Below are 20,943 nucleotides of genomic sequence, written 5' to 3'. Positions count from 1 at the left end.
CGTGAGCGAAATTAAGCTATTATCTTCATATGGGCAGTCTGAAGAATCGCGCTTCACTTCGGGCAACGGTGATTGGCGACGTGGTCGGGTCCCGCCGTGCCGGTGACCGGTCGGCGCTGCATAGCCGCCTCGCAACGGCTTTGCGGCAGGCCGCTGACGGCGCGATCGGCGCACCGGCGTTCACCGTCGGCGACGAGTTCCAGGGCAGCTACCCTACCGTCGGCGCTGCCATCGACGCCGCCATGCGAGTGCGGTTGCTGCTCGCTCCCGAGATCGACGTCCGCTTCGGGATCGGGTGGGGCGCGGTTACGATCCTCGACGCCGACGCCGGGATCCAGGACGGCCCGGGCTGGTGGGCAGCGCGAGACGCCATCAGACATACCGCCGACATCCAGCAGCGGCCCGGCTTTGCGATGGTGCGGACCACATTTCGGGCGCCGGATGACGCCCGCTCTGATGTCGCGGCGGTCAACGCGGCCCTGATTTGTCGGGACCATCTGCTTGGATCGCTCGACGAAAGGTCGTTGCGGATTGTGAGGGGCTTGATGGACGGGCTGACCAAGAAGGAACTCGCCGTAGCCGAGGGTATCAGCGCGTCGGCGGTGTCCCAGCGCGCAAGCCGTGACGGTTTGGACCTGATTGTCCTTGCTTCCCAATATCTTCGGAGCATCACGTGAGCGCCGTCGCCGTTCTGCTGATCGCCGTTGGCATCGCCGACGGGTGGCGGCGGTTATCGAGGGCGGTGTGGCCGCCGCTGGTCACCGGACCGGCGGTGGTGGTGGTGGCTTGTGCGGCGCTGTGCGGGCTGTGGCACGCCCGCGACATCGTGCCCCTGGGGTCGGCGGCGCCGGCGGCGGTGGCCTGGGAGCTGTCGTGCCTGCGCAGCGAGCGCACCGGTAGGCACCAGCGTCCTGCGCTGACCGTCATGGTGGTCGCTCTTACGGTGCTCATCATCCTGTCCGGGTTGGGATCTCACGCGGGTGGCGTTGCCGCCCGGTGGGCTCACTGGGTGGCCCTGCCGTTGGGCACCGTCACGCCTACCCGGCTACTGATGGTTCCGCCATCGACCAGCGGCAGCACCCGTCGCAGCCGAAGCAGGCCCCGCGCGCCCGGATGGTCGGCGATGACGGCATCCACGTCGGCGACCTTGACGTCGGTCGCGTTGGCCAACGAGTCGAGCCGTTGGACCGCTTACAGTCGGCTTGTCGTTCGCCGCCCGATGTCGAAGGCCGTGCGGGCCGGGCTGGTGACCGGGATTCCATCAACCGTCAGCATCTCGGTGGGAAGCACCGTCTCGGTCTGCACGGTGATACCAGCCGGGGGCCGTCGATTGGCATGCGCCAGCGCGGCCGGCGCCCATTTCGCGCCGAGTAAGGCCGCCGCCGAATTGCCGGCGACCACCGCGCGCCGCCGCTACCACAGCCATGCGGCGTGTGCGCGCTGGCTCGCGGTCAGCTCGATGCCGGACGGGACGTAGACGCCCGGGTAGACGCGTTCGTACATCGCGCATGGCCCGCTCCGGAATGGCCGCCCCGCCAATGCCTCCGCACCCAAGATCGGCCAACCGGGTTCGCTCATGGCCGAATGGTGACAGCACCCACCGACACCCGCACCGACAGCCCCGCCGATTGTGCATCCCACGACGGGACACGCCGACGAGGCGTCGTGTGGTTCATACTCGGCGCAGGTTAGAGGAGGCGCTCGATGATCGTCACGTTGGCCGTGCCGCCGCCCTCGCACATGGTCTGCAACCCATAGCGACCGCCGATGCGCTCGAGCTCGTTGAGCATGGTGGTGAACAGCTTGGCGCCGGTGGCTCCCAACGGATGACCCAGTGCGATCGCACCGCCGTTGGGATTGACCTTCTCCGGGTCGGCCTTGATTTCCTTGAGCCAGGCCAAGACAACCGGCGCGAACGCCTCGTTGATTTCCACGACGTCGATGTCGTCGATGGAAAGCCCGGTCTTCTCCAGCGCATAACGCGTGGCCGGTATCGGGCCCGTCAGCATGAACACCGGATCGGCACCGCGTGCACTGATGTGGTGAATACGCGCCCGCGGGGTCAAGTTGTGGTCCTTGACGGCTCGCTCGGAGGCCAGCAGCACCGCGCTGGCGCCGTCGGAGATCTGGCTGGCCAGCGCGGCGGTCAGCCGGCCGCCGTCGACGAGGGTCGGCAGTCCGGCCATTTTTTCCAGCGATGTCTCACGAGGTCCCTCGTCCAGGCGGAAGTCGCCCACCGCCACGATCTCGTTGTCGAAATGCCCTGCCCTGATTGCGGAGAACGCACGCTCGTGACTGCCGAGCGCGAACCGCTCCATCTCCTCACGAGAGAGGTTCCAGCGATCGGCAATCAGCTCCGCACCGCGGAACTGCGAGATTTCCTCGTCGCCGTAGCGGTGCTGCCAGCCTTTCGACTCGGCCGTCGGCGAGCTGAACCCGAATTGCTTGCCAACCTCCATGGCCGACGAGATCGGGATCTGACTCATGTTCTGGATGCCGCCGGCCACGATGATGTCGGCCGTACCCGCCATAATCGCTTGTGCGCCAAAGGAAATAGCCTGCTGACTGGAGCCGCATTGCCGGTCCACGGTGACGCCCGGAACCTCTTCCGGATACCCCGCGGCCAGCCACGCCAGCCGGCCGATGTTGCCGGCCTGTCCGCCGACGGCGTCCACACAACCGACGATCACATCCTCGACCGCGGCCGGGTCGACGTCGACGCGCTCGAACAGGCCTCGGAATACACCGGCCCCCAGGTCGAGCGGGTGCACGCCGGCGAGTGATCCGTTGCGCTTACCGACCGCTGTTCGCACGGCCTCGACGACATACGCCTCGGGCATGTCACACTCCTTCTCTCGTGATCCCGCCAAGAACAATGGCGAGGTATTTCTGACCCACCTGCTCGGCGGTGAGCGGTCCGCCTGGCTGATACCAGCGCACCGATACCCAAGTGGTGTCCCGGATGAAGCGGTAGACCAAGTCGACGTCGAGGTCGGGCCGGAAGTAGCCCTCCGCGATGCCCTGCTTGAGCACTGCCACCCACATTTTGCGTTGCTGCTTGTTGCGGTCCTCGAGATAGGAGAACCGGGGCTGCGACGACAGTCGCTGGGCTTCGTCCTGGTAGATGACGACTTGGGCGTGCCGATGCTCAATCGCCTCGAACGACGCCATGAACAGCCCCTTGAGCCGTTCCAGCGGATTGGGCTCGGTGTCCACGATTTCGCGGTAGCGGGTAAACAGCCAGTCGAGGAACCCGCGCAGCAGCTCGTCGACCATCTCCTCCTTGGAGGAGAAATGGTGATACAGGCTGCCGGAGAGGATGCCGGCACCGTCGGCGATGTCGCGCACGGTGGTAGCGCGCAGGCCGCGCTCGGCGAACATGGCCGCGGCGAGCTCCAGCAACTCGTCTCGCCGGCTAATAGCCTGACCGGCCACTCGGTCCATCCGACCAGACTATCAACCAAGCGCTTGCTCGGCCAACGAGAGCCTCGCCGTCCGACTCCGTCCGATAGACCGGCAGCACCATCATCGGTCACTATGACCCAGGGCCCGCGACTGGAAACAACCGCTCCCAACTCATGGCAAAACGGTGGTCCCACCACCCTGGCAGCCGACAGGCGGCCGCGCGCGGTCCCGTCAGGACCGCGCGCGGCGCGCCCTTAGCACCTCGAGCGCGCGGACGAGCCCGTCGCGCACTGCGTAGCAATATTCCTAATGGCCTCCGTGGCCACCGCCGTGGCCGCCGCCGCCGTAGCCTCCATGGCCACCGCCGTGGCCACCGCGGTGGCCGCCGCCGTAGCCTCCGTGGCCGCCGCCGTGGCCTCCGTGGCCGCCGCCGTAGCAGAACGAGTTCCACCCGCACCACGGCGGGTCGCTCGGAAGCGGGCCAGGCTTTGCTTGAACGCTCGCAGCCGCACCTAAGCCGGCCAGCCCTAAACCGGCGGTGATAGCGACTGTCGCTGCAGCGGACATGAATCGTTGCTTCATGGTGCGGGCGGAACCCCCGGGAACTCGAAGCGCTCGCGGGTTGCTACCGGGCAAAAGGTTGTTGTTCATTTGATCTGTCGCTTTCGTATATGTGCCCCAAATGGAGCGTTGAACGTCGGTCAGCGATCACCGGCCGTCGTGGCATGGCACAACGACCTGACGCTGATCGATCAGCGACGAGCCACGCAGAACTGCGTCAAAAGGTCTTGACCGGTGCGGGCAATGGGCAGCACTGTGGGCGGGCCCCGCCCGGCTGCCACCACAAGATTGGCCAGCACAGCCGTGACAGCGATGCCGGCCGCCACGGCACCAAGTGCTACCAACGTGGTAGCCGAGCGCGGCAACACCGCGGTTGCGAACACGTCGTGACATTGCGTCAACGAGCCGGCAAAAGAATGGGCGTGATCGACGTTGACAGCGAATTCACCGCCCAGCGTGGCGACCAACGGATGCGGCTGGTGGGACGGGTAAGTCTCCGAATCCAGCAGCGAGGAGTGGCCGACGAGGGCAGCCAGGAAGGCTGCTGTCGCCACGGCGATCAGCGATCGCCACCGCGGCAGCCTGAAACCGTTGCTCAGCCACACAACGCCTAGAGACCGAGTGATTGGTTCCCCCACGGACCTCATACCCCTATAGGGTACGCCGTGGGTGTTGGGCCGGCAACTGAGCGGCATGCTTCGATGCATCACGTAAGGATGCCCGCGAAATGGTGAGCGTTGTGAGGCCATGGGAAGTGGGCTGTCGATGGCATCTCGTGCCGAGATCGCCGCGAAGTTCGCCAGGGCGTATGTGAAGGCGTCGAAGGCGGACAAGGGGAAAATCCTGGATCAGGTGTTGGGGATCACCGGCTGGTCGCGTGATAATGCCCGGCGGCGGTTGAGGTCGGCGGCGCGGCCGCCGGGAGCGGGTCGGCAGGTGGCCAAACGGCCTCGCCGGCAGCACATACCGACGTCGTCGCTTGCTTCGCTAGGCGCTACGCGCTAGGCGGTGGACCGAAACCACACCTCTCCCGGCCGGCAACTCCGATTGCCAATGGACTCACCAACCGCCTACGGATGCTGGTTCGATACCGAAATGACCTCGCCCGTAAGGTAACTCGAGTAATCACTGGCCAGAAACGCGATGGTGGCCGCGACCTCCCAGGGTTCGGCGGCACGGCCGAACGCCTCTCGGGCGGACAGCCGGTCCAGCAGCTCGGCCGAGGTGGTCTTGTCCAGGAACTTATGCCGGGCGATGCTGGGCGAGACGGCGTTGATCCGCACCCCGTACTCGGCGGCTTCTATTGCACTGCAACGGGTTAACGCCATCACCCCCGCTTTGGCGGCGGCATAGTGTGCCTGCGAGTGCTGGGCCCGCCAGCCCAGCACACTGGCGTTGTTGACGATCACTCCGCCGTGCGGCGCGTCGCGGAAGTACCGCAACGCGGCCCGGGTGGCCCGGAACACCGACGTCAGGGAGACGTCCAGGACGCGGTCCCACTCGTCGTCGGTCATGTCCGCCACCGGCGTCTGGCCACCCAGGCCGGCGTTGTTGACCAGCACGTCCAACCGGCCCATGCGTGCGGTGGTCGAGTCGATCAGGGCGTCCACCTGCACACTGGACGTCACGTCGCACAGCACACTTTCGACCCGGCCGAGCCCCAGCGCTGCCAGTTCGGCGGCGGTCTCCCCCAGCCGTCGCTCATGGTGGTCGGAGATCACCACGTCGGCGCCCTCGACAAGGGCGCGGCGCGCGGTGGCCGAGCCGATGCCGGTACCCGCGGCCGCGGTCACCACCACCACCTTGCCAACCAAAAGCCCGTGCCCGGCAATCTCTTTCGGCGCGACGGACAAATTCATCCCTTGACCTCCCGCGGCAAGCCGAGCACCCGCTCGGCAATGATGTTGCGCTGAATCTCGTTGGAACCGCCGTAGATGGTGTCGGCCCGGGTGAACAGATACAGCCGCTGCCATTCGTCGAACTCGCCGTCGGTCAACGCGAGGCCCGGCTTGCCGATCACGTCCATCGCCAGCTCCCCGAGAGAACGATGCCAGTTGGCCCACAACAACTTCGACACGTTGTCCTGACCGGGTTGCTCGGAATCCATGGTGGCCAGCGCATAGCTGCGCATGGCCCGCAGCCCGGTCCACGCCCGGGTCAGCCGCTCCCGGATGACCGGGTCGTCGGCGGCGCCGGTGCGACGGGCGAGCTCGACCAGGTTGGAAAGCTCACGGGCGTAGACGATTTGCTGGCCCAGCGTGGACACGCCGCGCTCAAAGGTCAGCGTCGCCATCGCGACCCGCCACCCGTCGCCCGGCTGGCCCACCACCATGCCGGCGTCGGTGCGGGCGTCGTCGAAGAACACCTCGTTGAACTCCGACGTGCCGGTGATCTGGACGATCGGCCGGATCTGCACCCCGGGCTGATCCAGCGGCACCAGCAGATACGACAGCCCGGCATGTCGTTTGGAGCCCTTCTCGGTGCGCGCCACCACGAAGCACCACTGCGACAGGTGCGCCAGTGACGTCCACACCTTCTGGCCGTTGATCACCCATTGGTCGCCGTCGAGTTCCGCGGTGGTCGACACGTTGGCCAGGTCACTGCCTGCGCCCGGCTCCGAATAGCCTTGGCACCACAGCTCGGTGACGTCGCGGATGCGCGGCAGGAAGCGCTGCTGCTGCTCGGGCGTTCCGAACGCGATCAGGGTCGGCCCCAGCAGCTCTTCGCCGAAGTGGTTGACCTTCACCGGAGCGTCGGCGCGGGCGTACTCCTCGTAGAACGCCACCCGGTGCGCGGTCGGCAGTCCACGGCCGCCGTGTTGCACCGGCCAGCCCAAGCAGGCCAGCCCGGCAGCGGCGAGATGCTGATTCCATGCCCGGCGTTCTTCGAACGCCTCGTGCTCGCGTCCCGGCCCGCCGAGCCCCTGGAGAGCTGCGAATTCGCCGACCAGATTGTCCGCGAGCCACTGGCGGACCTCGGCCCGGAACTCTTCGACGTCCTGCATGACCTGTAGGCTAACCTACCAAGCACTTGCTTTGTTAGGCCGCCGGTGAAGGGCGCCGCGTGCCGCTTTAGAGGAGCATTCGATGACCGACGATCCGCGTACCGTGCCCGCGGCGCTGGATCGTCTTGCGGGCATGTTCCCCGACCACGACGTGTTGATCACCGACGACCGCAGTTTCACGGCCACCGCTCTGCGTGCTGAGGTGCACCGGGCCGCGGCGGCGCTGATCGCATTGGGCGTCGAGCCCGGCGATCGGGTGGCCATCTGGTCGCCGAACACCTGGCATTGGGTGGTGGCCTGCCTGGCGATCCAGCACGCCGGGGCGGCCATGGTGCCGCTGAACACCCGCTACACCGCCGAAGAGGCCGCCGACATCCTGGTCCGCACGCGTGCGCCGGTGCTGTTCGCGATGGGCCGGTTTCTCGGCGCCGACCGGGTCGCCGGCCTGAACTCGCAAGCCCTGCCCGCGCTTCGGCACATCGTGCGGATTCCGATCGAGGCCGACGATCCTGTCCAGGGCACCTGGGACGAGTTCATCGCTCAAGGCACCGGCACCGATGCCGTCGCCGCCCGCGCGGCCGCGGTCGCGCCCGACGACGTCAGCGACATCCTGTTCACCTCCGGCACCACCGGCCGCAGCAAAGGCGTGCTGTGCGCGCACCGGCAGTCGTTGGCGGCCTCGGCGTCGTGGGCCGCCAACGGCAAGATCACCGGCGACGACCGCTATCTGTGCATCAACCCGTTTTTCCACAACTTCGGCTACAAGGCCGGCATCCTGGCGTGCCTGCAGACCGGGGCGACGTTGATCCCGCACTTGACGTTCGATCCGCTGCGCACCCTGCAGGCGATCGAGGAGCACCGCATCACGGTGTTGCCCGGGCCGCCGACCATCTACCAGACCCTGCTGGACCATCCGGCGCGCCGCGACTACGACCTGAGCTCGCTGCGGTTCGCGGTGACCGGGGCGGCCACCGTGCCGGTGGTGCTGGTGGAACGCATGCAATCTGAACTCGACATCGACATTGTGCTGACCGCCTACGGCCTGACCGAGGCCAACGGCATGGGAACGATGTGCCGCCCCGACGACGACGCGGTGACCGTCGCCACCACTTGCGGGCGGCCATTTGCCGACTTCGAATTGCGTATCGCAGACACCGGAGAAGTCCTCTTACGCGGCCCCAACGTCATGCTGGGTTATCTCGATGACCCGGAGGCGACGGCTGCCGCCATCGACACCGACGGCTGGCTGCACACCGGCGACATCGGCGCCCTCGACCAGGCCGGCAACCTGCGCATCACCGACCGGCTCAAGGACATGTACATCTGCGGCGGGTTCAACGTCTACCCCGCCGAGGTGGAGCAGGTGCTGGCCCGGCTGGCCGGGGTGGCCGATGTCGCGGTGATCGGTGTTCCCGACCAGCGCCTCGGCGAGGTCGGCCGGGCCTTCGTGGTGCCCCGGCCTGGCGCGACGCTCGACGAAGCGACGGTGATCGCTTACACCCGTGAGCATTTGGCGAACTTCAAGGCGCCGCGGTCGGTGCGGTTCTTCGACGCCTTGCCCCGCAACGCCGGCGGTAAGGTGGTCAAATCACAACTGCGGGGGTTGGCCTGAATGGACCTGGTATTCGATGAGCAAACCCTGGCCTTTCAGGCTGAGGTGCGCGAGTTCCTTTCGACCCACGCCGACGCGATCCCGACGAAGTCTTACGACAATGCGGAAGGCTTTGCCCAGCACCGGCATTGGGACCGGGTGCTGTTCGACGCCGGCCTGTCGGTGATCACCTGGCCGAAGAAGTACGGCGGCCGCGACGCGCCGCTGCTGCACTGGGTCGTGTTCGAGGAAGAATACTTCCGCGCCGGAGCGCCGGGCCGGGCCAGCGCCAACGGCACCTCGATGCTGGCGCCGACCCTGTTCGCCCACGGCACTCAGCAGCAGCTGGACCGGATACTGCCGAAAATGGCCAGCGGCGAGCAGATCTGGGCCCAGGCCTGGTCGGAGTCCGAGTCGGGCAGCGACCTGGCTTCGCTGCGGTCCACCGCCACCAAGACCGACCGCGGCTGGCTGCTCAACGGTCAGAAGATCTGGAGCTCACGGGCGCCGTTCGCCGACATGGGATTTGGGCTGTTTCGCTCCGATCCGTCGGCCGAGCGGCACCGCGGCCTGACCTACTTCATGTTCGATTTGAAGGCACCGGGCGTCACGGTGCGGCCGATCGTGCAATTGGGCGGCGACACCGGCTTCGGTGAGATCTTCCTCGATGACGTCTTCGTGCCCGACGAGGACGTCATCGGCACCCCGAACGACGGCTGGCGCGCGGCCATGAGCACGTCGAGCAACGAGCGCGGCATGTCGCTGCGCAGCCCGGCCCGCTTCCTGGCGGTGGCGGAGCGGCTGGTGCAACTGTGGAAAGCCACCGGCTCACCGCCGGAATTCGCCGACCGCGTCGCCGACGGCTGGATCAAGGCCCAGGCCTACCGGCTGCAGACCTTCGGCACCGTCACCCGGCTCGCCGGCGGCGGCGAGCTGGGCGCCGAATCGTCGGTGACCAAGGTCTTCTGGTCCGAGCTCGACGTGGCATTGCATCAGACCGCGCTGGACATCCTGGCCGCCGACGCAGAATTGACCGGCCCGTGGACCGATGGCCTGCTGTTCGCCCTGGGCGGGCCAATCTATGCGGGCACCAACGAAATCCAGCGCAACATCATTTCGGAACGGCTGCTGGGCCTGCCGCGAGAGAAGAAATGACCGTGGACTTTGCGCTTGATCAACAACAACGTGATTTCGCCGCCAGCATCGACGCGGCGCTGGGCGCTGCCGATCTGCCCGGCGCGGTTCGCGCCTGGTCGGCCGGCGATGCCGCGCCCGGCCGTAAGGTGTGGCAGCAATTGGCCAACCTTGGCGTCACCGCACTCAACGTGCCGGAGAAGTTCGACGGTCTGGGAGCCGATCCGGTGGACCTGGTGGTTGCGCTGGAACGGCTTGGCCGTTGGTGTGTGCCCGGCCCGGTCACCGAATCCATCGCCGTGGCACCGGTTTTGCTCGCCAGCGACGACCAGGCCGAGCGCTGTGCCGGTCTGGCCTCCGGTGAGCTGATCGCCACCGTCGCACTACCGCCGCGGGTGCCGCGCGCGGTCGACGCCGACACCGCCGGGCTGGTGTTACTGGCCGGTGAGGCCGGTGTCGCCGAAGGCACGCCGGGCCGGCGCCATGCGTCCGTCGACCCCAGCCGTCGCCTCTACGACGTAACGCCGACCGGCAAACACTGGCAGGCAGACATCGAGCGCGCCTACGAGTTCGGCGTATTGGCCACGGCGGCGCAACTGGTGGGTGCCGCCGAAGCACTGCTGAGCGCGGCCGTCGACTATGCCAAGCAGCGGACGCAGTTCGGCCGGGTCATCGGCTCGTATCAGGCGGTCAAGCACAAACTTGCCGACGTCCACATCGCGGTCGAGCTGGCCCGTCCGCTGGTATACGGCGCGGCGCTGTCATTGGAGCCGCGCGACGTCAGTGCGGCGAAAGCAGCGGCATCCGAAGCGGGTCTACTGGCGGCCCGCTCGGCGTTACAGACTCACGGCGCTATCGGATTCACCCAGGAACACGACCTGTCACTATGGCTGCTACGGGTGCAGGCCTTGCGCTCGGCCTGGGGTACGCCGGAGGAACACCGACGCATGGTGCTGGAGGCGCTATGACTGACGAGCGGGAGATGCTGCGCGAGACCGTCGCCGCGCTGGTGGTCAAGCACGCAAGTCCAGCCGCGGTGCGAGTGGCGATGGAGTCCGACCGCGGCTACGACGAGTCCCTATGGCGGCTGTTGTGTCAGCAGGTGGGCGCGGCCGCGCTGGTCATCCCGGAGGAGCTGGGTGGAGCTGGCGGCGAATTAGCCGACACGGCAATAGTTTTACAGGAGCTGGGCCGGGCGCTGGTGCCCTCCCCGCTGCTGGGCACCACGCTGGCGGAACTGGCCCTGCTGGCCGCGCCCGAGCCGGACGCCGAGACGCTCACCCGGCTCGCCGAGGGCGTCTCGATCGGCGCGCTGGTCCTCGACCCCGACTACGTGGTCAACGGCGACGTCGCCGACGTCGTCGTCGCCGCCAAAGACGCTCAATTGAGCAGGTGGACGAGCTTCACAGCACAGCCCGTCGCCACCATGGATCCCACCCGCCGGCTGGCCCGCGTACGGCCGCAGGAAGCCCAGACCATCGGCGCCGACCCGGGCCTGGCCGACATCGCGGCAATCCTGCTGGCCGCCGAGCAGATCGGCGCCGCCGAACGGTGCCTGCAGCTGACCGTCGAATACACCAAGAACCGAGTGCAATTCGGTCGTCCCATCGGCAGCTTTCAGGCACTCAAGCATCGGATGGCCGACCTGTACGTAACGGTCGCCGCGGCACGCGCCGTCGTCGCCGACGCCTGCACCGAGCCCACACCCACCAACGCCGCCACCACGCGACTGGCTGCCTGCGAAGCGTTCAGCGCCGTGGCCGCCGAAGGCATCCAGTTGCATGGTGGCATCGCGATCACCTGGGAACATGACATGCACCTGTATTTCAAACGGGCACATGGCAGCACGCACCTGCTGGACCCGCCACGGGAGTTGTTGCGGCGCTTGGAGTCCGAGGTGCTTCCCACACCATGACCAACCGTGTTGCGCTGCGTGCCGGCATCCCGCCCTTCCACGTGATGGATGTCTGGCTGGCGGCCGCCGAGCGCCAGCGCACCCACGGCGATCTGGTCAACCTTTCGGCGGGCCAGCCCAGTGCAGGGGCCCCCGAACCGGTACGTGCCGCAGCGGCCGCCGCGCTGCATCTCAATCAGCTGGGTTATACGGTGGCACTTGGCATTCCAGAGTTGCGGTCGGCCATCGCGGCGAACTACGAACGCAAGCACGGCATCGACGTCGACGTCGACGCGGTGGTGGTCACCACCGGTTCATCGGGCGGCTTCCTGCTCACCTTCCTGGCCTGCTTTGACGTCGGTGACCGGGTGGCGATGGCCAGCCCCGGCTATCCGTGTTATCGAAACATCCTGTCCGCCTTGGGATGTGAGGTGGTGGAGATACCATGCGGGCCGGCGACCCGGTTTCAGCCCACCGTGCAGATGCTCGCCGAACTCGACCCGCCGGTGCAGGGGCTGGTTGTGGCCAGCCCGGCCAATCCCACCGGCACGGTCATCCCGCCCGCCGAGTTGTCGGCGATCGCGTCATGGTGCGACGAATCTGGGGTTCGGCTAGTCAGCGATGAGGTCTATCACGGCCTGGTGTACGAGGGAGCCCCGCAGACCAGCTGCGCTTGGCAGACCTCACGAAACGCCGTGGTGGTCAACAGCTTTTCCAAGTACTATGCCATGACGGGCTGGCGACTCGGTTGGTTGCTGGTGCCGACGGAGCTGCGCCGGGCGGTCGACTGCCTCACCGGCAACTTCACCATCTGCCCGCCGGTGCTGTCGCAGATTGCCGCGGTATCGGCGTTCACCCCCGAGGCGACCGCGGAAGCCGACGGCAATCTGCGGCACTATGCGCTCAACCGCTCCATGCTGCTCGATGGCCTGCGCCGCATCGGGATTGACCGGCTGGCTCCCACCGACGGGGCGTTCTATGTCTACGCCGATGTTTCGGACTTCACCACCGACTCGTTGGCATTCTGCTCAAAGTTGTTGGCCGACACCGGGGTTGCTATCGCGCCAGGGGTCGACTTCGACACTTCGCGGGGCAGCTCGTTTGTCCGGATGTCGTTCGCCGGGCCAACCAGCGATATCGAAGAAGCCCTGCGCCGAATGAAGTCCTGGCTACCAGGGAGCTGATAGTTCACCCGCGACGGGCTCACGCTTCAGTTGTCGTCGAAACAGACTTGGTCGATGCGGGTTTCGAGCGCGCTGCGTTGGCCGAGATCGGCCACGTTGATGCCGAACTGCCCGCTTAATGTGTCGACAACCGCGGCCGCGTCCTTCAGCACGGTCTTCTCGGTCCGGCCGCCGCGATGGACCGCCAGGATCCGCCCCGTCAAGTTCCACCGCGCGTCGTCGGTCACGGTGGCAGCCATCAAGCCGGTGACGAAGTGCGACGACGGGTGCGTCGAGACAAACCAACTGCCCACCTTCAAGTCGATCGGCGGCCGGCTGACCGTGCTGAATTCATAGAGCGACTGCCACTCGTCGCGAACCAACGCCTGTAGCACCAGCCCGTCGCCGCGGTCAACCAGGCGATACGGTTCGTGCGCGGTTTGCTGAGTGCCGCCGGTCTCGAGACGCAACGGAGACGTCGGCGTCTGGCCCCCGAAACCGACGTCCACCAGATACGAACCGTCCGAACCGGGAAAGGTCACCGCCAGCACGGTGTGCGTCTGGGCCGGCGTTGGCGCATCCGGCGGGGCCATCCACACCACTCGGCCGGCCAGCCGCCGCAGCCGGAACCCGAGTTCGGCCAGCACGTAGCCCATTAGACCGTTGTGCTCATAGCAGTAACCGCCGCGGCGCCGGTGAACAAGCTTGTCGATCAGCGGTTCTGGACTCAAGTCATCAACCGGGACTCCCATCAGCGGATCGAGGTTCTCGAACGGAATCGCCCGGGTGTGGGCGCTCACCACCTCGCGCAACACCGCCAAGGTGGGTTCGGTGGGACCGCGATAGCCGATGCGTTCGAAGTACCCGTTGAGATCCAGCGTCATAGACCCATTTTGCTGGCTGGCACACGGCTTCGACGGCATATACCGGAGGGGGTATCATGTCCTGTAGTTTCGCCCCGACAACGGCGAAAGGCTGCAGAAGGAGGAGCCAGTGGCTGACGTCGAGCTCTACATCGATCCGGTATGCCCATTCGCCTGGGCCGCTTCGCGATGGCTGCTCGATGCCGCGCACAAGACGGACACACCGGTCACGCTGCGGCAGATGAGCCTGGCCGTACTCAACGAGGGCAACGACCTCAACCCGAAGCAACAGCAGATGATGGATCGATCACGACGGCTCGGCCGGCTGTTCGCCGCGGTCGCCAGCCAGCATGGGCCGGACGCATTCGCACGGTTTTACGACTCGATCGGTGCTCGTATCCATCTGCGTCGAAAAGAGATGTCCGCCGATGAGGTCCGCCGATCCCTGGCCGAATGCGGACTTGACGAATCACTCTCCGAATCGCTCGACGACAGCGCACTCGACGAGGCCGTCCGGAGCGCGCACCAGGCCAGCCAGGACACGCTGGGCGGCTCGGCCGGCAGCCCGATCATCGCGGTCGGCGGTCGCGGTTTTTTTGGACCGGTGCTGACCGGGATACCCGGCAGCGACGACGGCGTCCGCCTGCTCGAGGCCGTCCTCACCGCCGCGACCACGCCCGAATTCGCCGTGCTGCAACGGCCTTACCAGGGGCCGCCCGTTCTCGAGGAGGCACGCTGAATGTGCCACGCCGTCCGGTGCCGCACCTGCGGGAAAGTGACGTGGGCCGGTTGCGGAGCGCACGTGGATCAGGTTCGCGCGGCGGTGCCCGAATCGCAGTGGTGTCCAGGTCACCCGAAGGAACCACCCAGGCGCATGTGGCATCCGCGGCGGACCTAGCAGCAGCGGCACCACCCGGCTCCGCAAAAGAACTGCCGGACGGGCCTTGTCGGGTCCAGCAGTGGCTCGTGGGGCCGACCGCCAAGACCTCCGACGGAGCAATTCTCGCGTTTCGGCCAAACCAACCGGGTACGCCAACACCCAACTAGCGTTGGCTACCCCGGGCCGGTCACCACCGGTACGGTATCGAAACCCAAACACCTTGGGGCATCAAGAAACTCGCTCGCGATACACGCAGCAACGGCCATCTCGAACAATCACGGCCGACACCCGCTACCCGACGACCTCGCAACACCCTCCCCACGGCCCACAACTATGTGCGCACCAACGTGAGCCAACGCCGGCATCAATGCCGTGCTGTACTAAAGGACCTAAAGCCAGGTGTCCTGGGTGGTAGTGGTGAGGAACGCTTCGAGGTCGTCTCGCCACTGCGCCGGCGTGGTCTTGTCCGGCTCGATGCCGGTGTAGTCGCCGCGGTAGAACAGCAGTGGCCGCGGTTTGATCTTCGGGACCTCCGACAGCGAACTGACGGTGCCGAACACGACGTAGTGATCCCCGCCGTCGTGCACGGCCGCAACCGTGCAGTCGATGTAAGCCAGCGACCCGTCGATGATCGGCGAACCGAGTTCGGAGAGATGCCAATCGATCCCGGCGAATTTGTCGGGTTCCTTCGAGCCGAATCGCGCCGACACGTGCTTCTGCTTCTCGGTCAGCACGTTGACGCAGAACCGGCCGGTTTCCTCGATCGCCTTCCAGGACCGTGACACCTTGGTCGGACAGAACAGCACCAGCGGCGGCTCCAAAGACAACGCGGCGAACGACTGGCAGGCAAAGCCGACGGGCACGTCGTCGTGCACGGTGGTGATGATGGTGATCCCGGTGCAGAACTGACCCAGCACGTTTCGGAACGTGCGTCGATCAATCGGCGCGGACATGGCTAGCGCTGGACGCCGACCGTGAAGTCGTGCCCCCACAAACTAACCGCGGTGCTCTCCCGGGCGATCCACTCGTCGTCGTCGACTTGCCTTCCCTCGCAACCGAACTCGACGTCGAAACCGCCGGGGGTCTTCATATAGAAGGACAGCATCAGGTCGTTAACGTGTCGGCCCAGCGTCGCCGACATGGGTACCTTTCGGCGCAGCGCCCGATCCAGGCACAGGCCCACGTCGTCGGAGTTCTCCACCTCGACCATCAGGTGCACGATGCCAGACGGTGTCGGCAACGGAAGGAAGGCCAACGAATGGTGGCGCGGATTGCAGCCGAAGAAACGCAGCCAGGCCGGCGGCCCGTCGGCCGGCCGGCCGACCACCTGCGGCGGAAGCCGCATCGAGTCACGCAGCTTGAAGCCGAGCACGTCGCGGTAGAAGTGCAGCGCCTCGGCGTCGTCACGAGTGGTCAGCACCACGTGGCCCAAACCCTGCTCGCCGGTGACGAACTTGTGCCCGTACGGGCTGACGACCCGGCGGTGTTCCAGCGCGGCGCCGTGGAAGACGGCCAGCGGGTTGCCCGACGGGTCGGAGAACAGGATCATCTCGTCCACGCGCCGATCCGCCAGTTGGGCGGCGGTCGCTTCCTTGTACGGCGTGCCCTCCACGTCGAGCCGATCGCGGATCTCCTGCAGCCCTGCGGCATTGGCGCATTCCCAACCGGCCTCCGCCAGCCGGTCCCGCTCACCCGGCACGATCACCAGCCGGGCGGGAAAGTCGTCCATCCGCAGATACAGCGCCCCCTCGACGCTGCCCTTGCCTTCGAGCATGCCGAGCACTTTGAGACCGTACTCGCGCCAAGCGGCCATGTCGGTGGCCTCGATGCGCAGATAGCCCAGCGACCGGATGATGCTCATCTGGCACCTCCTAAGAAATCGATCGTCAGCTTGTTGAACTCGTCGAACTTCTCCACCTGAGCCCAGTGTCCACACTGCCCGAACACGTGCAACTGGGCGCGCGGGATGGTCTTGAGGGCGACCAGCGCTCCGTCGAGTGGGTTGACCCGGTCTTCACGGCCCCAGATCAGCAGCACCGGCTGGCGCAGCCGGTACACCTCGCGCCACATCATGCCCAGCTCGAAATCGGCCCCGGAGAACGACTTTCCCATCGCTCGTGTTGCCGCTAACGACTCCGGCGTGCTGGCCAGTTCGAAACGCTGGTCCACCAGCTCGGGCGTGATCAGCTTCTGGTCGTAGACCATGACCCGCAGGAACGCCTCGAGGTTTTCCCGGGTGGGTTCGACCGAGAACTTCCCCAGCCGCTTCACTCCCTCGGTCGGGTCGGGCGCGAACAGGTTGATGCTCAGCCCGCCCGGGCCCATCAGCACCAGGCGTCCGGCCCGGTCGGGGTGGTCGAGCGCGAACCGCACCGCGGTGCCGCCACCCAACGAATTACCCACCAGCGGAACGCGACCCAGCCCCAGCTGGTCGAAGAGTCCCTTGAGCGCGGTCGCGGCGTAGCGGTTGAACTGTCCGTGCTCGGCCCGCTTGTCGGAGTGGCCGTATCCGGGTTGATCGACGGCCAGCACGTGGAAATGCTCGGCCAGCACCGCGATATTGCGGGCGAAGTTCGTCCAGCTGGACGCCCCGGGTCCGCCGCCGTGCAGCAACACCATCGTCTGGCCGTTGCCGACACCGGCCTCGTGGTAGTGCAGCTTCAGCGGTCCGCCTTCTACCTGGACCTCGGCGAAGCGCGAGGTGGACTCGAAGGTGATTTCCTCGGTCGCCGTCATCAGACCATGGTGTCGCCGGGAGGCAACCCGAACTCGTGGTTCCCGAAGATCACGTACGCCCGCTCCGGGTCGTTGGCCGCGTGCACCCGGCCGGCGTGCGCGTCACGCCAAAAGCGTTGAATCGGAGCCTCGTTGGACAGCGCAGTGGCCCCGGAAGCCTCGAAAAGCCGGTCGATCGAGGCGATCGACCGGCCGGTGGCGCGCACCTGGTCGCGCCGGGCCCGGGCCCGCAGCTCGAACGGGATCTCCTTGCCGGCGGACAGCAGCGCGTACTCGTCGCCGACGTTGCCGCTCAGCTGACGCCACGCCGCGTCGATGTCGCTGGCCGCCTCGGCGATGCGGACCTTGGCGAACGGGTCGTCCTTGGCCTTCTCCCCGGCGAATGCCGCTCGTACCCGCTTGCCCTGGTGCTCCACGTGCGCGGCGTAGGCACCGTAGGCCATGCCCACGATGGGCGCCGAGATTGTGGTGGGATGCATTGTGCCCCAAGGCATTTTGTAGACGGCAGCGGTGTTGGTCTGCAGTCCGCCGGCGGTGTGGTCGTTCATCGCCTTATAGGACAAAAATCGGTGTCGCGGCACGAAGACGTCCTTGACCACCAGCGTGTTGCTACCGGTGCCCTTTAGGCCGACCACGTACCACACGTCGTTGATCTCGTATTCGGTGCGGGGGATCAAGAAACTGCCGAAATCGACCGGTCGGCCATCCTTGATGACCGGGCCGCCGACGAACGTCCAGGTGGCGTGGTCGCAGCCCGACGACCAGTTCCACGATCCGTTGACCAGATAGCCGCCGTCGACCACGACACCGGCGCCCATCGGGGCGTACGACGACGAGATCCGCACATTGGGGTCTTCGCCCCAGACCTCTTCCTGGGCCCGTTGGTCGAACTGCGCCAGATGCCAGTTGTGCACGCCGATGATCGAGCTCACCCAGCCGGTGGAACCGCAGGCGCTGGCCAGCCGGCGGGTCGCCTCGAAGAACAGCGTGGGATCGCACTGCAGCCCGCCCCACTGCTGCGGCTGCAAGAGGGTGAAGAAACCGACTTCTTCGAGTGCCTTGACGGTCTCGTCGGGCAGGCGGCGCAGGTCTTCCGTCGCCTGTGCGCGCTCCCGGATCTGCGGAAGCAGATCATCGACGGCAGCCAACACCGCCTGCGCATCACGCTGTTGAATGGACGTCACTTACGTTTGCCTCCTGGGAGTGCGGCCTGTTCGACGACCGGAGTGGACTCAGAAAACGACTAGAAAAAGACTAGAACACGTTCCGATTTGTGTCGAGCAGGGTATTCCTGCGGCTGGTAGCGGTGCGAATCCAGTTTTCTATAACATGTTCTAGTTGAGACACAGAGAGGCAGGGTATTGACCGAGGCAATCCCTGACGAACCACTGGGCAGCCACGTCCTGGAGCTGCAGATCGCCGACGTCGTCGCCGAAACCGACGAGGCGCGCTCGCTGGTGTTCGCGGTGCCCGACGGACCGGACGATCCGCAGATCCCGGCGGCGCGGCTGCGCTACGCACCGGGTCAGTTTCTGACCCTGCGTGTTCCCAGCGACCGCACCGGCTCGGTGGCCCGCTGCTACTCGTTGTGCAGCTCACCGTTCACCGACGACGCGCTGACCGTCACGGTCAAACGCACCGCGGAGGGATACGCGTCGAACTGGCTGTGCGACCACGCGCACCCCGGGATGCGGATCCACGTGTTGGCGCCGTCGGGCAACTTCGTGCCCAAGACGCTCGATGACGACTTCCTGCTGCTGGCCGCGGGCAGCGGGATCACTCCGATCATGTCGATCTGCAAGTCGGCGCTGGCGCAAGGCAGCGGACAGGTGACGCTGGTCTACGCCAACCGTGACGACCGCTCGGTGATCTTCGGCGAAGCGCTGCGCGAGCTGGCCGCCAAGTATCCCGACCGCCTCACCGTCCTGCACTGGCTGGAGTCGCTGCAAGGGCTGCCGAGCGCCACCGCGCTGGCGAACCTGGCCGCCCCCTACACCGAACGGCAGATCTTCATCTGTGGACCGGGCCCCTTCATGGACGCCGCGTGCGAAGCCCTGGCAACACTCAAAGTTCCTGCCCCACAGGTGCATATCGAAGTGTTCAAGTCGCTGGAGTCCGATCCGTTCGCGGCGGTGAAACTAGAGGATTTCGGCGGCGACGACACTGAGCCACCGGCCACCGCAGTGGTGGAACTCGACGGCGAAACCCACACGGTGTCCTGGCCGCGCAACGCCAAACTGCTCGATGTGCTGCTGGCCGCCGGTCTCGACGCGCCGTTCTCCTGCCGGGAAGGCCACTGCGGCGCCTGCGCCTGCACACTGCGCGGCGGCAAAGTCAGCATGGAAGTCAACGACGTGCTGGAGCAGCAGGACCTCGACGAGGGCCTGATTTTGGCCTGTCAATCTCATCCGGAATCTGATTCGGTAGAAGTGACCTACGACGAATAGTCGCGGGGCCAGGTTTCATCCGGGCGGAAGGATGCGAGATGAAGCGGCTGCTACCGGGTGCTCCAATAGTCGCGGTGATCGCCGGGGTGTTGCTGGCCTTCGCGCCCGCCCCGCACTCGCCGGCGGCCAGCAACACGGCCACCACCCTGTTCCCGGTCGACGACACCACCCAGCTCGAGACACATACCTTTGTGAATTGCCACCCGAACGGCAGCTGCGACTTCGTGGCGGGGGCGAATCTGCGCACACCCGACGGCGTCACCGGTTTCCCGCCCGATCTGTGGGCCCGCCAAACCACCGAGATCCGGCCGACGAACCGGCTGACCTACTTGGACGCCCACGCCACCGGCCAGTTCGAGCGAGTCATGAAGGCCGGCGGCTCCGACGTGATCACCACCGTGTATTTCGGTGACGGCCCGCCGGACAAGTATCAGACGACCGGCGTCATCGACTCGACCAGCTGGTCGACCGGCCAACCGAGCACCAACGCCGGCGTCATCGTGTGCACCCACATCCAGGTGGTGTACTCCGGAGTCAACCTCACCTCGCCCAGCACCTGCGCCCAGACGAACTTTTCGTAGCGCGGTAGACGCGCCGCGACGCCGCCGGTCCGCTGGGAGGGTCCGGCGCTGCGGGGTTTTCATTCTGCGCTCAGGGCGACGAATCGCAGTCCGCAGCGCACTGGGCGCAGGCTGGACGCACTGGATGCAGACTCGCACGTCAACCGCCCCGGAACGACGGGCGTCCCACCAGCCGCGGCCCAGGACTCATCACGGCGCCGTCCCAGGCTTGCCGTACAACAGCCCTCCGGTGCCGCCGGCATCACCGGGAGCCCCGTCGGCACCAGCGCCGCCGTTGCCACCGCTGCCGCCATGGCCGCCGAAGCCGATAACACCGCCGCCGCCACCTACGCCGCCGCCACCACCGGAACCGCCGTCGCCGAACCACCCGCCGACGCCGCCGTTCCCACCGTTGCCACCGTTGCCGCCGGCGTTGCCCAAGCCGACGACACCGTCCCCGCCTTGCCCGCCGGCCCCGGCGTTGCCGTACAGCATCCCGGCGCCGCCGCCGTTGCCGCCGTTGCCGGCATTTCCGGCGATCGCGGCCCCGCTAACCTGGCTGGCACCGCCTGTGCCGCCGGCGCCGCCGCTGCCCAGCAGTCCCGTGGCGCCGCCGCTTCCGCCGTTGCCGCCGTTGATATTCCCTGACGCCGACCCAGCGCCCCCGTTCCCGCCCCTGCCGCCGTCGCCGAACAACAACCCACC

Annotated in this window: 22 protein-coding genes and 1 pseudogene; 10 read left to right on the top strand and 13 right to left on the bottom strand. The window is 66.7% G+C overall.

The window, feature by feature from the left end:
- Positions 1 to 29: 29 nt before the first annotated feature.
- Complete coding sequence (locus tag CDN38_RS16340) at positions 30 to 677, top strand: SatD family protein (RefSeq protein ID WP_075510168.1); 648 nt, start codon at positions 30 to 32, stop codon at positions 675 to 677.
- Here the strand turns inward: CDN38_RS16340 and CDN38_RS30925 are convergent.
- From CDN38_RS30925 to ipdE1, 7 genes and pseudogenes are all read right to left on the bottom strand, one after another.
- Positions 670 to 951, bottom strand: a complete 282-nt coding sequence (locus tag CDN38_RS30925; protein WP_233026905.1) for a hypothetical protein — start codon at positions 949 to 951, stop codon at positions 670 to 672. The two genes, CDN38_RS16340 and CDN38_RS30925, sit on opposite strands and share 8 nt — an antisense overlap.
- Before the next feature lie 96 nt (positions 952 to 1,047).
- Positions 1,048 to 1,578 (bottom strand): annotated as a pseudogene (locus CDN38_RS30920) (type IV toxin-antitoxin system AbiEi family antitoxin); the annotation flags it as partial.
- A gap of 110 nt (positions 1,579 to 1,688) precedes the next feature.
- Complete coding sequence (fadA6, locus tag CDN38_RS16330) at positions 1,689 to 2,840, bottom strand: steroid 3-ketoacyl-CoA thiolase FadA6 (RefSeq protein ID WP_075510170.1); 1,152 nt, start codon at positions 2,838 to 2,840, stop codon at positions 1,689 to 1,691.
- Position 2,841: 1 nt separating this feature from the next.
- Positions 2,842 to 3,444 carry a TetR family transcriptional regulator KstR2 gene (gene kstR2, locus CDN38_RS16325; protein ID WP_075510171.1) on the bottom strand — a complete coding sequence of 201 codons (603 nt, stop codon included), beginning with the start codon at positions 3,442 to 3,444 and terminating at the stop codon, positions 2,842 to 2,844.
- A gap of 713 nt (positions 3,445 to 4,157) precedes the next feature.
- Entirely contained in the window at positions 4,158 to 4,571 is a 414-nt protein-coding gene (gene lpqS / locus CDN38_RS16315; RefSeq protein WP_075510173.1) for a putative copper homeostasis (lipo)protein LpqS, read from the bottom strand.
- 465 nt (positions 4,572 to 5,036) lie between these two features.
- Entirely contained in the window at positions 5,037 to 5,825 is a 789-nt protein-coding gene (ipdF, locus tag CDN38_RS16305) for a (5R,7aS)-5-hydroxy-7a-methyl-1-oxo-2,3,5,6,7,7a-hexahydro-1H-indene-carboxyl-CoA reductase (protein WP_075510174.1), read from the bottom strand.
- Positions 5,822 to 6,970 (bottom strand): acyl-CoA dehydrogenase IpdE1, encoded by a 1,149-nt coding sequence (gene ipdE1, locus CDN38_RS16300; protein WP_075510175.1) that lies wholly within the window; start codon positions 6,968 to 6,970, stop codon positions 5,822 to 5,824. The genes ipdF and ipdE1 overlap by 4 nt, the downstream gene beginning before the upstream one ends.
- Positions 6,971 to 7,052: 82 nt before the next feature.
- Here ipdE1 and fadD3 point away from each other — a divergent pair, with 82 nt between their 5' ends.
- From fadD3 to CDN38_RS16275, 5 genes are read left to right on the top strand one after another with little or no spacing between them, the layout of a single operon-like run.
- Positions 7,053 to 8,582 (top strand): 3-((3aS,4S,7aS)-7a-methyl-1,5-dioxo-octahydro-1H-inden-4-yl)propanoate--CoA ligase FadD3, encoded by a 1,530-nt coding sequence (gene fadD3 / locus CDN38_RS16295; RefSeq protein WP_075510176.1) that lies wholly within the window; start codon positions 7,053 to 7,055, stop codon positions 8,580 to 8,582.
- Positions 8,583 to 9,716 (top strand): acyl-CoA dehydrogenase family protein, encoded by a 1,134-nt coding sequence (locus CDN38_RS16290; protein ID WP_075510177.1) that lies wholly within the window; start codon positions 8,583 to 8,585, stop codon positions 9,714 to 9,716. It abuts the gene before it with no gap.
- Positions 9,713 to 10,663 carry an acyl-CoA dehydrogenase family protein gene (locus CDN38_RS16285; RefSeq protein WP_099319057.1) on the top strand — a complete coding sequence of 317 codons (951 nt, stop codon included), beginning with the start codon at positions 9,713 to 9,715 and terminating at the stop codon, positions 10,661 to 10,663. The genes CDN38_RS16290 and CDN38_RS16285 overlap by 4 nt, the downstream gene beginning before the upstream one ends.
- Entirely contained in the window at positions 10,660 to 11,610 is a 951-nt protein-coding gene (gene ipdE2 / locus CDN38_RS16280; protein ID WP_075510178.1) for an acyl-CoA dehydrogenase IpdE2, read from the top strand. Before CDN38_RS16285 ends, ipdE2 begins: the two co-directional genes overlap by 4 nt.
- Positions 11,607 to 12,773: a pyridoxal phosphate-dependent aminotransferase gene (locus CDN38_RS16275; protein WP_075510179.1), complete on the top strand. Its 1,167-nt coding sequence runs from the start codon at positions 11,607 to 11,609 to the stop codon at positions 12,771 to 12,773. Before ipdE2 ends, CDN38_RS16275 begins: the two co-directional genes overlap by 4 nt.
- A gap of 26 nt (positions 12,774 to 12,799) precedes the next feature.
- Here the strand turns inward: CDN38_RS16275 and CDN38_RS16270 are convergent, their stop codons facing one another.
- Positions 12,800 to 13,636, bottom strand: a complete 837-nt coding sequence (locus CDN38_RS16270; RefSeq protein WP_075510180.1) for an arylamine N-acetyltransferase family protein — start codon at positions 13,634 to 13,636, stop codon at positions 12,800 to 12,802.
- A gap of 109 nt (positions 13,637 to 13,745) precedes the next feature.
- Between CDN38_RS16270 and CDN38_RS16265 the strand changes: the two genes are divergently transcribed.
- Together CDN38_RS16265 and CDN38_RS33570 are read left to right on the top strand one after the other, a co-directional pair.
- A complete protein-coding gene (locus CDN38_RS16265; protein ID WP_075510181.1) occupies positions 13,746 to 14,354 on the top strand; it encodes a mycothiol-dependent nitroreductase Rv2466c family protein in 609 nt (202 codons plus the stop codon).
- On the top strand, positions 14,355 to 14,513 hold the full coding sequence (locus CDN38_RS33570; RefSeq protein ID WP_099319056.1) for a DUF8730 family Cys-rich protein: 159 nt from the start codon (positions 14,355 to 14,357) through the stop codon (positions 14,511 to 14,513). It begins immediately after the preceding gene.
- Between the two features lie 371 nt (positions 14,514 to 14,884).
- Here the strand turns inward: CDN38_RS33570 and hsaB are convergent, their stop codons facing one another.
- From hsaB to hsaA, 4 genes are read right to left on the bottom strand one after another with little or no spacing between them, the layout of a single operon-like run.
- Positions 14,885 to 15,448 carry a 3-hydroxy-9,10-secoandrosta-1,3,5(10)-triene-9,17-dione monooxygenase reductase subunit gene (gene hsaB, locus CDN38_RS16255; RefSeq protein ID WP_075510182.1) on the bottom strand — a complete coding sequence of 188 codons (564 nt, stop codon included), beginning with the start codon at positions 15,446 to 15,448 and terminating at the stop codon, positions 14,885 to 14,887.
- Positions 15,449 to 15,450: 2 nt separating this feature from the next.
- The gene (gene hsaC / locus CDN38_RS16250; RefSeq protein ID WP_075510183.1) at positions 15,451 to 16,356 is read right to left on the bottom strand and encodes an iron-dependent extradiol dioxygenase HsaC; all 906 of its coding nucleotides are present in this window, start codon (positions 16,354 to 16,356) and stop codon (positions 15,451 to 15,453) included.
- Positions 16,353 to 17,231: a 4,5:9,10-diseco-3-hydroxy-5,9,17-trioxoandrosta-1(10),2-diene-4-oate hydrolase gene (gene hsaD, locus CDN38_RS16245; protein ID WP_075510184.1), complete on the bottom strand. Its 879-nt coding sequence runs from the start codon at positions 17,229 to 17,231 to the stop codon at positions 16,353 to 16,355. The genes hsaC and hsaD overlap by 4 nt, the downstream gene beginning before the upstream one ends.
- Positions 17,231 to 18,415, bottom strand: a complete 1,185-nt coding sequence (gene hsaA / locus CDN38_RS16240; RefSeq protein ID WP_075510185.1) for a 3-hydroxy-9,10-secoandrosta-1,3,5(10)-triene-9,17-dione monooxygenase oxygenase subunit — start codon at positions 18,413 to 18,415, stop codon at positions 17,231 to 17,233. The genes hsaD and hsaA overlap by 1 nt, the downstream gene beginning before the upstream one ends.
- A gap of 177 nt (positions 18,416 to 18,592) precedes the next feature.
- Here hsaA and CDN38_RS16235 point away from each other — a divergent pair, with 177 nt between their 5' ends.
- Together CDN38_RS16235 and CDN38_RS16230 are read left to right on the top strand one after the other, a co-directional pair.
- Positions 18,593 to 19,678, top strand: a complete 1,086-nt coding sequence (locus CDN38_RS16235; protein ID WP_075510186.1) for a ferredoxin--NADP reductase — start codon at positions 18,593 to 18,595, stop codon at positions 19,676 to 19,678.
- Between the two features lie 38 nt (positions 19,679 to 19,716).
- On the top strand, positions 19,717 to 20,259 hold the full coding sequence (locus CDN38_RS16230) for a hypothetical protein (RefSeq protein WP_075510187.1): 543 nt from the start codon (positions 19,717 to 19,719) through the stop codon (positions 20,257 to 20,259).
- Positions 20,260 to 20,448: 189 nt separating this feature from the next.
- Here CDN38_RS16230 and CDN38_RS29510 read toward each other — a convergent pair.
- Positions 20,449 to 20,943 (bottom strand): hypothetical protein (locus tag CDN38_RS29510; protein WP_180276340.1); only part of this gene is annotated, 495 nt, incomplete at its 5' end.

It is taken from the genome of Mycobacterium ostraviense (genome assembly GCF_002705925.1).
Lineage (GTDB): Bacteria > Actinomycetota > Actinomycetes > Mycobacteriales > Mycobacteriaceae > Mycobacterium > Mycobacterium ostraviense.
The sequence above is the reverse complement of the archived record's forward strand: the minus strand, read 5'-3'. Positions and strand labels throughout refer to the sequence as shown.

Bases quoted from the DNA above. Each gene is read 5' to 3' on its own strand.
- CDN38_RS16340 (WP_075510168.1), top strand. From the start codon at position 30: ATGGGCAGTCTGAAGAATCGCGCTTCACTTCGGGCAACGGTGATTGGC.
- hsaB (WP_075510182.1), bottom strand. From the start codon at position 15,448: ATGTCCGCGCCGATTGATCGACGCACGTTCCGAAACGTGCTGGGTCAG.
- CDN38_RS30925 (WP_233026905.1), bottom strand. From the start codon at position 951: ATGAGCACCGTAAGAGCGACCACCATGACGGTCAGCGCAGGACGCTGG.
- CDN38_RS16270 (WP_075510180.1), bottom strand. From the start codon at position 13,636: ATGACGCTGGATCTCAACGGGTACTTCGAACGCATCGGCTATCGCGGT.
- ipdF (WP_075510174.1), bottom strand. From the start codon at position 5,825: ATGAATTTGTCCGTCGCGCCGAAAGAGATTGCCGGGCACGGGCTTTTG.
- fadD3 (WP_075510176.1), top strand. From the start codon at position 7,053: ATGACCGACGATCCGCGTACCGTGCCCGCGGCGCTGGATCGTCTTGCG.
- ipdE2 (WP_075510178.1), top strand. From the start codon at position 10,660: ATGACTGACGAGCGGGAGATGCTGCGCGAGACCGTCGCCGCGCTGGTG.
- kstR2 (WP_075510171.1), bottom strand. From the start codon at position 3,444: ATGGACCGAGTGGCCGGTCAGGCTATTAGCCGGCGAGACGAGTTGCTG.
- CDN38_RS16285 (WP_099319057.1), top strand. From the start codon at position 9,713: ATGACCGTGGACTTTGCGCTTGATCAACAACAACGTGATTTCGCCGCC.
- fadA6 (WP_075510170.1), bottom strand. From the start codon at position 2,840: ATGCCCGAGGCGTATGTCGTCGAGGCCGTGCGAACAGCGGTCGGTAAG.
- CDN38_RS33570 (WP_099319056.1), top strand. From the start codon at position 14,355: ATGTGCCACGCCGTCCGGTGCCGCACCTGCGGGAAAGTGACGTGGGCC.
- hsaC (WP_075510183.1), bottom strand. From the start codon at position 16,356: ATGAGCATCATCCGGTCGCTGGGCTATCTGCGCATCGAGGCCACCGAC.
- CDN38_RS16275 (WP_075510179.1), top strand. From the start codon at position 11,607: ATGACCAACCGTGTTGCGCTGCGTGCCGGCATCCCGCCCTTCCACGTG.
- ipdE1 (WP_075510175.1), bottom strand. From the start codon at position 6,970: ATGCAGGACGTCGAAGAGTTCCGGGCCGAGGTCCGCCAGTGGCTCGCG.
- CDN38_RS16230 (WP_075510187.1), top strand. From the start codon at position 19,717: ATGAAGCGGCTGCTACCGGGTGCTCCAATAGTCGCGGTGATCGCCGGG.
- hsaD (WP_075510184.1), bottom strand. From the start codon at position 17,231: ATGACGGCGACCGAGGAAATCACCTTCGAGTCCACCTCGCGCTTCGCC.
- CDN38_RS16290 (WP_075510177.1), top strand. From the start codon at position 8,583: ATGGACCTGGTATTCGATGAGCAAACCCTGGCCTTTCAGGCTGAGGTG.